This window comes from Burkholderia sp. ABCPW 14, from assembly GCF_001523835.1.
Lineage (GTDB): Bacteria > Pseudomonadota > Gammaproteobacteria > Burkholderiales > Burkholderiaceae > Burkholderia > Burkholderia mayonis.
This window is the reverse complement of record NZ_LOVS01000196.1, coordinates 25,746-40,239: the sequence shown is the minus strand read 5'-3', so window position 1 is coordinate 40,239 and position 14,494 is coordinate 25,746. Positions and strand designations below refer to the sequence as shown.

Annotated in this window: 10 protein-coding genes; all 10 read right to left on the bottom strand. The window is 65.6% G+C overall.

The features are described from left to right. Nucleotides 1-726, bottom strand: coding sequence for an amino acid ABC transporter permease (locus WS62_RS29195; protein ID WP_066578399.1), 726 nt, complete (start codon nt 724-726; stop codon nt 1-3). A gap of 257 nt (nt 727-983) precedes the next feature. Next, the gene (locus WS62_RS29190; RefSeq protein WP_066578396.1) at nt 984-1,799 is read right to left on the bottom strand and encodes an ABC transporter substrate-binding protein; all 816 of its coding nucleotides are present in this window, start codon (nt 1,797-1,799) and stop codon (nt 984-986) included. Between the two features lie 195 nt (nt 1,800-1,994). Beyond that, entirely contained in the window at nt 1,995-2,933 is a 939-nt protein-coding gene (locus WS62_RS29185) for an ABC transporter permease (protein WP_066578390.1), read from the bottom strand. Further along, nucleotides 2,930-3,763: an ABC transporter ATP-binding protein gene (locus tag WS62_RS29180; protein ID WP_066578388.1), complete on the bottom strand. Its 834-nt coding sequence runs from the start codon at nt 3,761-3,763 to the stop codon at nt 2,930-2,932. Before WS62_RS29180 ends, WS62_RS29185 begins: the two co-directional genes overlap by 4 nt. A 251-nt stretch (nt 3,764-4,014) precedes the next feature. After that, complete coding sequence (locus WS62_RS29175) at nt 4,015-5,046, bottom strand: ABC transporter substrate-binding protein (RefSeq protein ID WP_066578387.1); 1,032 nt, start codon at nt 5,044-5,046, stop codon at nt 4,015-4,017. 253 nt (nt 5,047-5,299) lie between these two features. Beyond that, complete coding sequence (locus WS62_RS29170; RefSeq protein ID WP_066578386.1) at nt 5,300-6,604, bottom strand: MFS family transporter; 1,305 nt, start codon at nt 6,602-6,604, stop codon at nt 5,300-5,302. Between the two features lie 313 nt (nt 6,605-6,917). Continuing rightward, nucleotides 6,918-8,603, bottom strand: coding sequence for a SpoVR family protein (locus WS62_RS29165; protein WP_066578385.1), 1,686 nt, complete (start codon nt 8,601-8,603; stop codon nt 6,918-6,920). Then, nucleotides 8,603-9,868 carry a YeaH/YhbH family protein gene (locus tag WS62_RS29160; protein ID WP_066578383.1) on the bottom strand — a complete coding sequence of 422 codons (1,266 nt, stop codon included), beginning with the start codon at nt 9,866-9,868 and terminating at the stop codon, nt 8,603-8,605. The genes WS62_RS29165 and WS62_RS29160 overlap by 1 nt, the downstream gene beginning before the upstream one ends. Nucleotides 9,869-9,991: 123 nt before the next feature. Further along, nucleotides 9,992-11,914, bottom strand: coding sequence for a PrkA family serine protein kinase (locus WS62_RS29155; protein ID WP_066489853.1), 1,923 nt, complete (start codon nt 11,912-11,914; stop codon nt 9,992-9,994). A gap of 712 nt (nt 11,915-12,626) precedes the next feature. Further along, nucleotides 12,627-14,435, bottom strand: coding sequence for a methyl-accepting chemotaxis protein (locus WS62_RS29145; protein ID WP_066578380.1), 1,809 nt, complete (start codon nt 14,433-14,435; stop codon nt 12,627-12,629). Nucleotides 14,436-14,494: the final 59 nt, after the last annotated feature.

The window sequence follows — 14,494 nt, the reverse complement described above, 5'->3', positions numbered from 1 at the left end:
TCAACGCCCCGCGAACGTGCGATCGCGACGCCGAACCGTCCACTGCGCGAGCGCCTCGACGACCGCGACTGCCGCGATGTACAGCACGGTCGACACGCCGAACGCGGCGAAGGTCCTGAAGGTCTCGGTCTCGACCTGGCGCGACGCGTACGACAGCTCGGCGACGCCGATCGCCATCGTCAGCGACGAGTTCTTGATCAGGTTCATGTATTGGCCGAACAGCGGCGGCAACGCGATCCGCACCGCCTGCGGCAGCACGACGAAGCGGAACGTCTGCAGCGGCGCGAGGCCGAGCGCGCTCGCCGCGTGATACTGGCCGGCCGGCACGCCGCGCAGCCCCGCATGGAACTCCTCGGCGACGAACGCGCTCGTGTAGCAGCTCAAGCCGACCCAGCCGGCAACGAATTCGAACGACGGCCAACGCAGCTCGACGCCGCCCACCGCGATCGCGTGACGCGCGTTGAGCCACGCCATCACGGGCTCCGGCAGCAGCGACGCGACGCCGAAATACCAGAACAGGAGCTGCACGATGAGCGGCGTGTTGCGAAACGCGACGACGTAGGCGGCGGCCGCGCGCCTCGGCCACGCGCGATTCGCATGACGCGCGATCGCGAGCGCGAAGCCCGCGAACGTCGCCGCGACGGCCGCCGCGAGCGACAGGCCGAGCGTCAGCAGGAAGCCCTGCCATAACCACATCAGGTACTTGGGAGCGAGCCAGGCGTCCATCTTGTCTGCTTGGGGCCGCCCGTGCGGCGGCCGCGTTTGCGTCTCGGGGTTGCGTCGGCCTGCGCGCCCGCATGCGGCACACGTCCGGAGCGAGTGCGGGCCACATGCGGCTGCATGCGGCCCGTGCCGACCTCTGCGCGACATCGAATGCGTGCGTCGTACGCACGCCCGACCTCGCACGCATGGGCGCCGAGCGCGGATCGCGCGCCCGACGCCCGCGCATCGCCGCGCGTCTTCAGCGCTTGTTCAACGCTCGTTCAACGCTTGTCGCCGATCTTGAAGATCCGCGTGAGCGGCGTCTTCGTGCCCGGCCCGAACCACGCGTCGTAGATCCTGCCCGCGCGGCCGTCCGCCTCGAGGCCCTTCAGCGTGTCGTCGACGAACGCGACGAGCCGCGCCTCGCCCTTCGGCACGCCGACGCCCATGTAGTCGTTCGAGATCGTGAACGCCGGGATCTCGTAGTTCTGCTTGTCCGGCACGTTCGCGAGCAGGCCGATCAGCTTCGGGCCGTCCTGCGTGATCGCCTGCACGTTGCCCGCGCGCAGCGCGGCAAACGCGAACGGCGTGTCGTCGTATGCGACGATCGTCGCCTTCGGATACTTGTCGCGCAGCGTGACCTCGTTCGTCGTGCCCTTGTCCGCGCCGATGCGCATGCCGTTCAACTGGTCGGCCGATTTCAGGATGCCCTTCTTCGCGAGGAACTGCTGGCCCGACGCGAAGTACGGCGTGCTGAAGTCGACCTGCTTCGCACGCTCGTCGGTGATCGTGAAGTTCGCGAGCACGAGGTCGACCTTGCCCGACGTCAGGAACGGAATGCGGTTCGCGGGATTGGTCGGCTGCAGCTTCAGCTTGACGCCGAGCTTGTCGGCGAGCGCCTGCGCGTAGTCGACGTCGAGGCCGACGATGCGGTTCGTCTTCGGATCGACGAAGCCGAACGGCGGATTGCTGTCGAACGTCGCGACGCGCAGCACGCCCGCTTTCTTGATGTCGTCGAGGCGGTCCGCGTGCGCGGCCGCATGCGCGGCGACGAGCGAAAAACCGATGAGCCAGGTAGCGAGAGGCTTGAGTTTCATTGGCGATCTCTTGATCTCATGTTTTGTCGTGAAGCCGGCGCGCGACGCGTCCGGCCGGATGAGCGACGCAGCGTGCAGCGCTGCGAGTCCGTCACCGTATCAGTGCATGCACCGTTTTCGAACCAAGAAATGCTGCTGACATCAGCAGTTTTCTTGCTATTGCGTGCGGATGCGCGAAGCAAATGCGCGCGGCGCTCAATGTTGCGCGCCCCAGCGCTTGACGCTCACGCGCTCAAGCGCGTCGAACACGCCGTGCTCGACGATCAGTCCGATCACGATCACCGCGGCGAGCCCCGCGAACACGCGGTCCGTATAGAGCTCGTTGCGATTCTGGAAGATGTACCAGCCGAGCCCGCCGCCGCCCGCGCTCGCGCCGAACACGAGCTCGGCCGCGATCAGCGTGCGCCACGCGAACGCCCAGCCGACTCGCAAGCCCGCGAGGATCGACGGCAGCGCGGCCGGAATCAGGATCGCGACGACGTGACGCAAGCCCGTCAGCCCGTAATTGCGGCCGACCATCCTGAGCGTCGCGGGCACCGCCTGAAAACCCGAGAACGTGTTCAGCGCGAGCGGCCAGAGCACCGCGTGCACGAGCACGAACAGCAGGCTGCCCGTGCCGAGGCCGAACCACAGCAAGGCGAGCGGCAGCAGCGCGATCGACGGCAGCGGATTGAACATCGCGGTCAGCATCGTCAGCAGATCGCGGCCGACGCGCGTCGTCGCCGCCAGGGTGGTCAGCGCGAACGCGCAAGCAACGCCGAGCGCATAGCCGCGCAGCAGCACCGACAGCGACACCGCGATCTTCGCCGGCAGTTCGCCGTTCGCGATGCCCTGCGCGAAGGCAAGCGCGGTCGCGCTGAAGGTCGGCAGCAGCAGATCGTTGTCGATCGCGCGCGCGGCGAATTCCCATCCGGCGATCAGCACGAGCGCGATCAGCGTCTTGCGCAGCCATTCCGCGTCGCGCAGACGAGCGAACGCCGACGGCCGCGCGAGCGGCGCGGAGCCGATGTCACGCTCGGCGACGGCGGACGGATAGACCGCCGACACGGCGCCAGCCGGCGCAGTCGGCGCGAGCGCGATCTCATACTCGTCGCGCACGGGCGGCGCGATCCGCACGCCCGTATTCGTGCTCATGCGTGCGCTCCATGCTCGTCGAACAACAGCCGATGGATTCGGTCCGCCGTCCGCTGAAAATCCGCGCGCCCGACGCTGCCTTCGTCGAAATGATGACTGTTGAGCTCCGCGCGCACGCGTCCAGGATGAGGAGACAGCAGCAGAATCCGGTTGCCGATCACGAGCGCCTCTTCGATCGAATGCGTGACGAACAGCAGCGTGAAGCGCGCGTCGTCCCACAGCCGCAGCAGTTCGTGCTGCATCCGCCGGCGCGTAAGCGCGTCGAGCGCGGCGAACGGCTCGTCCATCAGCAGCACGCGCGGCTCCATCGCGAGCGCGCGTGCGATCGCGACGCGCTGCTTCATCCCGCCCGACAGCGTGTGCGGATACGCATCGGCGAACGCGCTCAGGCCCACCTTGCCGAGCGCCGAACGTGCGCGCGCCGCGGCCTCGGCGCGCGGCAGCTTCTTCGCCGCGCGCAGCGGAAACGCGACGTTCTCGAGCACCGTCTTCCACGGCGGCAATTGATCGAACTCCTGGAACACGACGATGCGGTCGGCGCCCGGGCCGCGCACCGGTTCGCCCGCGAGCGTGATCGCGCCCTCGACGGGCGCGACGAAGCCCGCGATCGCCTTCAGCAACGTCGACTTGCCGCAACCGGACGGCCCCAGCAGCACGAAGCGATCCGCGCCGTAGACGTCGAAGCTCACCTGCTGCGTCGCGCGCACGACGCGCTCGCGGCTGCGGTATTCGAGCGTCACACGATCGACGGCGAGCAGCTTGCCGCTCGTCGCCCGCCCGCTCGCCGCGTCGGCCGGATTCGCAAACAGGGTTGACGGTTCTGCCGCCATGCGTCGCACTCCATCGAGTCCCGCCGGGACGATCAAAAAAAATGCCCGCTGCGAAGCGGGCGAGAATCCCAGTCAAGGAGGTGTCACACGAACTACACGTTCAGATTAAGGCTCGTGGGCGCTGCGCACAACGAAGCATTTTCGATATCGATATCGCGTGCGTCGCATTGACGCGCTTCGCCGGCTGCACGAGCGCGCGCCGTGTCGCGCGCGCCCTCTCGCGCGACACGCTCGAGCTGCGGCGTCCGCCGCTAACTGCCCTGCGCGGTCGCGGGATCGTCGAAGAAATAATCGCGCCAGGTCTTCGGCTCGTTGCGGATCGCGCCGACGCGATGCATAAACTGCGCGAGGGCGAACGTGTTCTGCGGCGCGATCTTGAACTGCACCTGCGGATCCCTGACGATCTTCAGCAGCAGCGTGCGATCGGCCTTCGAGCGGTTCACGCGCAGATATGCGTCGACCGCACCGTCCGGATTCGCGTGCACGTAGCGCGCGGCCTGCTCGAGCGCGGCCACGAACGCGCGGTATGTCTTCGGATTGTCGCGGCGGAATTTCTCGGTCGAATACAGCACCGTCGACGAACTCGGCCCGCCGAGCACGTCGTACGAGCTCAGCACGACGTGCGCGTTCGGATTGCCTGCAAGCTCCAGCTCCTGGAACGGCGGATTGCCGAAGTGCGCGGTGAGCTCGGTGCCGCCCGCGATGACCGCGGCCGCCGCGTCCGGATGCGGGACTGCCTGCGTGAGCTTGTCGAGCCGATCGTACGCGCGATCGCCCCAGCGCCGCGCGGCCGCGAACTGCAGCACGCGCGACTGCACCGACACGGTCACCGCGGGCACCGCGATGCGGTCGCGCTCGGTGAAATCGGCGATCGTCTTCACGCGCGGATTGTTGCTGACGAGGTAGTACGGCAGGTTGCCGAGCGACGCGACGCCCTTCACGTTCTGCCGGCCGCGCGTGCGGTCCCAGATCGTCAGGAGCGGCCCGACGCCCGCCCCCGCGACGTCGATCGAGCCGGACAGGAGCGCGTCGTTGATCGCCGCGCCGCCCGACAGCTTCACCCAGTCGACGTCGATCGCGACGCCTTCGGCGCGCCCCGCCTGCTCGATCAGGTGCTGGTCGCGCGCGACGTTCAACAGCAGATAGACGATGCCGAATTGCTCGGCGATCCGGATGCGCCCTTCGGCGCGGGCCGCGGGCGCGGCGAAAACCGAGGCGGCGGCGAGCGCGGCGGCCAGCAAGGCCGCGAGCGAATGCCGGCCGAAAAACGATGCGCGTGTCATGACGACTCCATGAATTCCGTCGAGACAGCAAATCTAGGGGCGCTCGCGCGCACGGGTCAACGAAGCAAATCCGCTACGCTTATCGGCCGCGGCGATAACGGCGCGCGCATGAAAAAACGGCGCTTCGCGATGACGCGAAACGCCGTTTGCACGCACGCGGCACGGGCGCCCCGACGCGCCGCCGCTCGCGCTCGGATCGAATCGCGCGGCGAGCGCCGAACCGGGCGGCCCCGCCCGCGCGGCCGAGCCGCGATCAGGGCTCGTGGCGCAGATACCCTTCCTTGCTCGGATCGCGCATCCGCCACGACACGATGAGCGAGATCGCGCACAGCGCGGTCACGTACCAGTAGAAGCTCGACTCGCTGCCGACCGACTTGAACCACAGCGCGACGTACTCGGCCGAGCCGCCGAAGATCGCGTTCGCGACCGCATACGACAGGCCGACGCCCATCGCGCGCACTTCAGGCGGGAACATCTCGGCCTTGATGAGACCGCTGATCGACGTATAGAAGCTGACGATCGCGAGCGCGACGACGATGAGGACGAACGCCGCATACGGGCTCGTCACGCCGCCCAGCGCGTGCATCAGCGGCACCGTGCCGATCACGGCGCCCGTGCCGAACAGGATCATCGACATCCGGCGGCCGATCTTGTCCGACAGCGCGCCGAACACCGGCTGCATCAGCATGTAGACGAAGAGCGCGGCCGTCATCACGCTGCTCGCCGTCTTCGCGTGCATGCCCGCCGTGTTGACGAGGTACTTCTGCATGTACGTCGTGAACGTGTAGAAGATCAGCGAGCCGCCGGCGGTAAAGCCGACCACCGTCAGGAACGCGCCCTTGTGCTGCCACACGCCGCGGATCGTGCCGGCGTCCTTCGCCTTGCGCGATTCGCTCGTCGACGTCTCGTCGAGCGACTTGCGCAGATACAGCGAAATCAGCGCGGCCGCCGCGCCGACGACGAACGGAATCCGCCAGCCCCATGCCTTCAGTTCGGCGGTCGACAGCGTCTGCTGCAGGATCACGAGCACGAGGAGCGCGCAGAGCTGGCCGCCGATCAGCGTCACGTACTGGAACGACGCGAAGAACCCGCGGCGGCCCTTGAGCGCGACCTCGCTCATGTAGGTCGCGCTCGTGCCGTATTCGCCACCGACGGACAGCCCCTGGAACAGCCGCGCGACGAGCAGCAGGAACGGCGCGAGCGCGCCGATTTGCGCGTAGGTCGGCAGCACCGCGATCACGAGCGAGCCGCCGCACATCATCAGCACCGAGATCATCATCGCGGCGCGGCGGCCGTGCTTGTCGGCGATCCGGCCGAACAGCCAGCCGCCGATCGGGCGCATCAGGAAGCCCGCCGCGAACACGCCAGCCGTGTTGAGCAGTTGCGTCGTCGTGTTGCCGCTCGGGAAGAACGCCGGCGCGAAGTACAGCGCGCAGAACGAGTAGATGTAGAAGTCGAACCACTCGACGAGGTTGCCCGACGATGCGCCCACGATCGCGAGTACGCGGCGCCGGACGTCTTGCCGCGTGACGGCGGCGACGGCGGTCTGATCATTCATGGATGGTCTTTTCCTTGAGGTTCTCTTGGATGGCCTGGCGGTGATGAGTTGCCGCCTTCTTGTTCGACGCACGCGGTGATACCGGTTCCACCTCGGCGTGGCCGCGATTCTAGCGAAATGTAATGTAACTGGCTGCCCGGGATCGCCCGGATGTCGAAAAATAATTTCCGGTCGCCCGCGCATTCAGCGAAAACGCGAGCCGGATGGCTCGCGTTTCGTGCAAGGCTGGGGGCAGCGTGCGCAGCGGCGACGGCGGGCGGATCGTCAACGGCGTCAACGGCGCCGCCGACGGCAACGTGCGCGCACCGCGCCGTCAGAGCCGGATTTCCGGCGCCGTGTAGCGGCACTCGTAGCGCTTGCGGACCGTCCCCGTCTCGTCGACGCTTTCGATAAACACGTCGAACTGCCAGAGCCGCGCCATGTGCTTGAGCACCTCGTCGCTGTCGTTCGACAGATGGCGGTTGTCGGTCATGAAATGGCGCAGCGTGAGACTGCGGTCGCCGCGCGTATTGACCGACCACACCTGGATGTTCGGCTCGCGGTGATGAATGTCGTACTGCCGCGACAGCGCCTGGCGCACGTACTGGTAGCCGCTGTCGTCGTGGATCGCCGACACCTCGAGCGCGTCGCGCATGTCGTCGTCGAGCACCGAGAACAAGCGCATCTCGCGGATCAGGTGCGGCGACAGATACTGCGCGATGAAGCTCTCGTCCTTGAAGTTGCGCATCGCGTAGTGCATCGCCGGCAGCCACGGGCTGCCCGCGAGCTCCGGAAACCACTTGCTGTCTTCCTCGGTCGGCGACTCGCAGATCCGGCGGATATCGCTCATCATCGAAAAACCGAGCGCGTATGGATTGATCCCGCTGTAGTACGGCTTCGTCACGGGCGGCTGGTAGATCACGTTGCTGTGCGAATGGAGAAACTCCATCATGAAGCCGTCCGCGAGCTTGCCCTGGTTGTACATCGTGTTGAGCAGCGTGTAATGCCAGAACGTCGCCCAGCCTTCATTCATTACCTGCGTCTGCCGCTGCGGATAGAAGTACTGGCCGATTTTGCGGACGATCCGGATCACCTCGCGCTCCCACGGCTCGAGGAACGGCGCGTTCTTCTCCGCGAAGTACAGCAGGTTCTCCTGCGGCTCCGACGGATAGCGCTCCTCCTGCTCCTCGGCGAGCTCGGGCTTCTTGCCGGGCAACGTGCGCCACAGCTCGTTGACCTGCGACTGCAGATACGCCTCACGCTCGCGCCGCAGCTCCGATTCCTTCGCGAGCGACGGCTTCTGCGGCCGCTTGTAGCGGTCGACGCCATAGTTCATCAGCGCATGGCACGAGTCGAGCAGTTCCTCGACGCGGTCGAGCCCGTAGCGCTCTTCGCATTCGGCGACGTAGTTCTTCGCATAGACGAGATAGTCGACGATCGCATGCGCGTCCGTCCACAAGCGGAACAGGTAGTTGCCCTTGAAGAACGAGTTGTGCCCGTACGCCGCGTGCGCGATGACGAGCGCCTGCATCGTCATCGTGTTCTCTTCCATCAGATACGCGATGCAGGGGTTCGAATTGATGACGATCTCGTACGCGAGCCCCATCTGCCCGCGACGGTAGCTCTTCTCGGTCGACAGGAAGTGCTTGCCGAACGACCAGTGACGGTAGTTGACGGGCATGCCGACCGACGCGTACGCGTCCATCATCTGCTCGGCGCTGATCAACTCGAGCTGGATCGGATAGATGTCGAGCTCGTACTGCTCCGCGACCTGCGAGATATGGGTGTCGTACTCCTCGATCAGCTCGAAGGTCCAATCGGACGGACACGGCAGCGGTTTGCGGTCGGCAACGTTCATACGCGCTTCCTTGAGCCCGCTCGCGGGCGCTCCTGCTCCTGGGTGCTGCTCCGCCGCGTCGGGCGACGCGCCGCGCTCGTTTGCGGCGGGTTCCGATGCGTCGTCGCGCTTGCGGCGCGGCTCGTAGCCGCGCGCTTCGTTATGCGGATGGCGTGTCGTCATCAGGTTTCCACGTGCTTTTCAAAGAGTTCGCGAAACACCGGATAAATGTCGGCCGCCGATTCCACTTTCTTCATCGCGAGATGCGGTTGCGACAATGCCAGTTGCGCGTACTCGAGCCACAGGTTCTGCTCTTCGGGCGTCACCTGGATGTATGCGAAGTAACGCACCTTCGAGAGGATGTCCTCGTCGAGGATCTTGCGGCACTTCGGCGAATCGTCTGTCCAGTTGTCGCCGTCCGACGCCTGCGCGCCATAGATGTTCCACTCGGTCGGCGAATAGCGCTCGTCCATCACCTTGCGCATCAGCTCGAGCGCGCTCGACACGACCGTGCCGCCGCTTTCGGTCGAATGGAAGAACGTGTCCTCGTCGACCTCCTCCGCGCGCGTGTGATGGCGGATGAACACGACTTCGATCCGCTCGTAGTTGCGCTTCAGGAACAGGTACAGCAGGATGAAGAAGCGTTTCGCGAGATCCTTGCGCTGCTCGTCCATCGAGCCCGACACGTCCATCAGGCAGAACATCACCGCCTGGCTCGACGGCTGCGGCATCTTCACGCGGTTCACGTAGCGCAGGTCGAACGGATCGATGAACGGAATGCGCCAGATGCGGCCCTTCAGGTGATGGATCGCATCCTCGAGCTGCGCGATCTCGACGCGATGATCGCCCAGTTCCTCCTTCAGCGCGGCGAGCTTTTCCTCGAGCTCGCGCAGCTCGTTGACGAGCGGCGAGCCGAGCGCGATGCGCCGGCCGAGCGCGCTTCGCAGCGAACGCACGACGTCGATGTTGTTCGGCGTGCCCTCGGCCGCCCAGCCCGCGCGGACGTTCTTCCAGCTCGGCACGGTCAGCAGATGAGTCTTGACGAGGCGCGGCAGTTCGAGATCGTCGAAGAAGTACTGCATGAACTCCTCGCGCGACAGCTCGAACACGAAGTCGTCCTGACCTTCGCCTTCGTTGCTCGCCTGGCTGCCGCCGCCTCCGGCGCCGCCCGGCGGACGCGGAATCTTGTCGCCGCGCACGTAGTCGGCGTTGCCCGGATGCACGATCTCGCGCCGCCCGCCCGGCCCGTGCCGGAACGTCGGCTCCGCGATGTCCTTGCGGGGAATCGTGATGCTCTGCGTGCTCTGGATGTCCTTGATGCTGCGATCGCGCACCGCATCGGACACCGCGCGGCGAATGTAGTTCTTGACGCGGCGCAGGAAGCGCTCACGGTTTGCAATGCTCTTGTTCTTGCCGGCCAGTCTGCGGTCGATGATTTGATGAAGCACGCCCTGTCTCCCGCTCGAATGTCGATACGCCGGGACGCACGCCGCGCACGCGGGGCTGCCGCGATGCGGGCGGCGTCTCTCAAGGTGCCCGCGCGCGGCCGCGCGGGCGTCGCGTTGCGCGCGTCATGACGACTTGCGCACGCGCAGATACCAGTCGCACAGGAGCCGCACCTGCTTCGGCGTATAGCCCTTCGCGACCATCCGGTTGACAAAGTCTTCGTGTTTGCGCTGTTCCTCCGCCGAGCCCTTCGCGTTGAACGAAATGACCGGCAACAATTCCTCCGTGTTCGAGAACATCTTCTTTTCGATCACGACGCGCAGCTTTTCGTAGCTGACCCACGCCGGATTCTTGCCGCCGTTCGCGGCCCGCGCGCGCAATACGAAGTTCACGATCTCGTTGCGGAAATCTTTCGGATTGCTGATGCCCGCCGGCTTCTCGATCTTCTCGAGCTCGGCATTGAGCGAGGCGCGGTCGAAGCTCTCGCCCGTGTCGTGATCGCGGAATTCCTGATCCTGGATCCAGAAATCCGCATACGTGACGTAGCGATCGAAGATGTTCTGACCGTATTCCGAATACGACTCGAGGTACGCGGTCTGGATCTCCTTGCCGATGAACTCCGCATAGCGCGACGCGAGCACGTCCTTCACGTACGACAGATACTTTTGCTCGGTTTCCGGCGGGAACTGCTCGCGCTCGATCTGCTGTTCGAGCACATACATCAGATGCACCGGGTTCGCGGCGACTTCGGTCGAATCGAAGTTGAACACGCGCGACATGATCTTGAACGCAAAGCGCGTCGACACGCCCGTCATCCCTTCGTCGACGCCCGCGTAGTCGCGATACTCCTGATACGACTTCGCCTTCGGATCGGTGTCCTTCAGATTCTCGCCGTCGTACACCTGCATCTTCGAGAAGAGGCTTGAATTCTCCGGTTCGTGCAGACGCGTGAGCACCGAGAACTGCGCCATCATCTTCAGCGTGCCGGGCGCGCACACGGCCTCGGCGAGCGACGAGTTGCGGATCAGCTTCTCGTAGATCTTGATCTCTTCCGAAACGCGCAGGCAGTACGGCACCTTGACGACGAAGATCCGGTCGAGCAGCGCCTCGTTGTTCCGGTTGTTGCGAAACGCCTTCCATTCGGACTCGTTCGAGTGCGCGAGGATGATGCCGTCGAACGGGATCGCGCCGAATCCTTCGGTGCCCTTGAAGTTGCCTTCCTGCGTGGCGGTCAAGAGCGGATGCAGCACCTTGATCGGCGCCTTGAACATTTCGACGAATTCCAGAAGGCCCTGGTTCGCGAGGCACAGGCCGCCGGAATAGCTGTACGCGTCGGCGTCGTCCTGCGCGTATTGCTCGAGCTTGCGGATGTCGACCTTGCCCACGAGCGACGAGATGTCCTGATTGTTCTCGTCGCCGGGCTCGGTCTTCGCGATGCCGATCTGCCGCAGGATCGACGGATAGCGGCGCACGATGCGGAAGCGCCGGATGTCGCCGTTGTACTCGTGCAGGCGCTTGACCGCCCACGGACTCAGGATGCTCTTCAGGTAGCGGCGCGGAATGCCGTACTGCTCTTCGAGAATCGGGCCGTCTTCGTCGTAGTCGAACAAGCCGAGCGGCGATTCGTTGACGGGCGAGCCCTTGAGCGAATAGAACGGCACACGCTCCATCAGCTGCTTCAGGCGCTCGGCGATCGACGACTTGCCGCCGCCCACCGGACCGAGCAGGTAGAGAATCTGCTTCTTTTCCTCGAGCCCTTGCGCCGCATGGCGGAAGTAGGCGACGACCTGCTCGATCACCTCCTCCATGCCGTAGAACTCGCGAAACGCGGGGTATACCTTGATCACCTTATTCGCGAAAATCCGCGACAAGCGCGGATCGTTGCGCGTGTCGACCTGTTCCGGCTCCCCGATGGCCGCCAGCATGCGTTCGCCGGCAGTTGCGTACGCCGATGGATCGTTTTTGCAGAGCGCGAGATACTCCTCCAGCGAGAACTCTTCCTCTCGCGTTTTTTCGAAGCGGTTCGCGAAGCTGCTGTAAATATCCATGCTACCTCCTCGCCTGAGTCTGAAGACGATCTTGCCTTCGTATAGATCATGTCGAAGCAGGACCGTTCGATTTCATCCTAAACCCATTTACTTTTTTTTTCACGAACTACTTCAACGGCCTCGCGGCGGTTTCAACATTGCGGAAAACGCTGCTTGGAAAGCACTTTTTGCTGCTCTAGAATGGTTCTCCCGCTTCGCGCCAACGCTGCATCGGCGCTCTTCCATTCAGGCAGCGGATCGTCTCGTCCGTTGACGCTCGCACGCTCGCCGAACCGCCCTCCCGCTTCTTTTCATATACGCGCGACGCGTCGTTTGCGTCGACAGCGCAAATGCGCCGTTACAATTTTTTTGCGGCGCGCGCAACAGTACGATGCCCCTGACGCCGACGCGGACGATCGCGCGAGTCACGACGCAGTCGAACGCGCGTCGGTCATGCGCTTGTCATCGGGATGCACGTTCGCTCCATGCCCATCTTCGACAGGCGCGTTTCGACGGCGAATACCCGCACATGCCGGCACGCCGATGCCGCCCTCGATGCACATCGCGAGCCCGCGCATCGGAAAACGCGTGCCGCCCGCGCACGCGCGACGCATGCACGAATGCACGAATACACGAACGATCGCTTTCGATGCGAAAACGCCCGCTGGCGGCGGGCGTCGTCGTTTCGTCAAATTGGGGATAGATCGTTGTCCGATGCGATTCCTATCTCGAATTAGAAGGTCTCCCAATCGGCATCGCTCGCGGCAGGTGTGGCGGCGGCGGACGTTGCGCGCGGCGCGGGCTTGGGCTTCGCCGCCGCAATCGCGTGCGCGGGCTTCGCGGGAGATACGGACGGCGCGGGCTTGAGCGCCGCTGCCGCCACGCTCGGCGCACCGGACGACGCGACGGGCCGAGTCGGCGCGGCGACGCTCGCCGCCTTGTGCGCGACGCCTGCCGCCGGCCGCATCGGCACGTGCGCGGCGACGTCGCGCGCGTCGCCGTCGTCGACCCGGAACACCGAGACGGTCGTGCGCAGCCGTGCCGCCTGCTCGTCGAGCGATTGCGCGGCGGCCGCGGCTTCTTCGACGAGCGCCGCATTCTGCTGCGTGACTTCGTCCATCTGCGACACCGCGCGCGACACCTGGTCGATCCCGCTGCTCTGCTCCTGCGACGCGGCCGCGATCTCGCCCATGATGTCGGTCACGCGCTGCACCGCACCGATCACTTCGCTCATCGTGCGGCCCGCCTCGTCGACGAGCGTCGAGCCCGTGCGCACGCGCTCGACCGACGTGTCGATCAGTTCCTTGATCTCCTTCGCGGCCGCCGACGAGCGCTGCGCGAGGCTGCGCACCTCGCCCGCGACGACCGCGAAGCCGCGCCCTTGCTCGCCCGCGCGCGCCGCCTCGACGGCCGCATTCAGCGCGAGGATGTTGGTCTGGAACGCGATTCCCTCGATGATCGAGATGATGTCGGCGATCTTCGCGGAGCTCTGGTTGATGTCGCCCATCGTGCCGACCACCTGGCCGACGACGGCGTTGCCCTTGTTCGCGATCTCCGACGCGCTCGCCGCGAGCGCGCTCGCCTGCCGCGCGCTGTCTGCGTTGCGCCGCACCGTGCCCGTCAGTTCCTCCATGCTCGACGCCGTCTCTTCGAGCGCCGCCGCCTGCTCCTCGGTCCGCGAGGACAGATCGATGTTGCCCGCGGCAATCTGCTTGGCCGCGGTTGCAATCGATTCGCCGCCGACGCGCACCGAGCGCACCGTATCCGCGAGGCTCGTCTGCATCTTCGCGAGCCCTTCGAGCAGAAGCCCCATCTCGTCGCGCCGCTCGACGACGATCGAATGACGCAGCTCGCCCGCGGCGATCGCGTCGAAATGGCCGAGCGCGTCGGCGAGCGGCCGCGCGATCGCCGCGCGCAGGTTCAGGAAGCAATAGAACGCGATCGCGAGGCCGGCCACGAGCGACACGATGCTCGCGATCCGGCTCGCCGCGTATACGCTTTGCGCATCGTTGAAATTGATGCTCGCCTGCTTGAGCTGGAACGTGCGCAGCGTCTCGCCCGCGACGGCGAAGTCGTTGAAGACCGCCTGCATCCGTTTCGCGGCGGCGACGATCTTGTCGTGGTCGTTCGCGTTGATGAGGTCGACGAATGCGTCGAGCTCGCGCTGCAGCACCTGCCGCTTCGCCGCGACGTCCTGCGCGAGGCGATCCTCTTCCGCGCTGCGCGGCAGCTCGAGGTATTTCTTCCACCACGAATCGGAAATCCCGCGCATCTTGCGCGCGCGCTCGATCGTCGGCGTCGCGTCAGGCGTGCCCGCGAGCATCGCCGCGCGATCGAGCACGAGCCGCTCGCGCGCGGCGAACAGCTCGGCGCTCGCGACATCGATCGCGCTCGGCATCTGGTTCGAGAAGGTTTCGTAATTGGCGTCGTTGGCCCGGCTCATGCCGAACAGGCCGAGCGCGCCGACGGCGCACAGCAGGACGGAAAGGAGCGCCATCGTGACGGCGAGGCGCGTCCTGATCGTGAGGTTCTTCAGCAGCATGGTTCTTCCTGTGACGCATCGTGAACACGACGGGGCCGCCCGACGCAGCCCGCGGCAGC

Coding starts and splice junctions, on each gene's coding strand:
- WS62_RS29195 (WP_066578399.1), bottom strand. CDS start 726: ATGGACGCCTGGCTCGCTCCCAAGTACCTGATGTGGTTATGGCAGGGC.
- WS62_RS29190 (WP_066578396.1), bottom strand. CDS start 1,799: ATGAAACTCAAGCCTCTCGCTACCTGGCTCATCGGTTTTTCGCTCGTC.
- WS62_RS29185 (WP_066578390.1), bottom strand. CDS start 2,933: ATGAGCACGAATACGGGCGTGCGGATCGCGCCGCCCGTGCGCGACGAG.
- WS62_RS29180 (WP_066578388.1), bottom strand. CDS start 3,763: ATGGCGGCAGAACCGTCAACCCTGTTTGCGAATCCGGCCGACGCGGCG.
- WS62_RS29175 (WP_066578387.1), bottom strand. CDS start 5,046: ATGACACGCGCATCGTTTTTCGGCCGGCATTCGCTCGCGGCCTTGCTG.
- WS62_RS29170 (WP_066578386.1), bottom strand. CDS start 6,604: ATGAATGATCAGACCGCCGTCGCCGCCGTCACGCGGCAAGACGTCCGG.
- WS62_RS29165 (WP_066578385.1), bottom strand. CDS start 8,603: ATGACGACACGCCATCCGCATAACGAAGCGCGCGGCTACGAGCCGCGC.
- WS62_RS29155 (WP_066489853.1), bottom strand. CDS start 11,914: ATGGATATTTACAGCAGCTTCGCGAACCGCTTCGAAAAAACGCGAGAG.
- WS62_RS29145 (WP_066578380.1), bottom strand. CDS start 14,435: ATGCTGCTGAAGAACCTCACGATCAGGACGCGCCTCGCCGTCACGATG.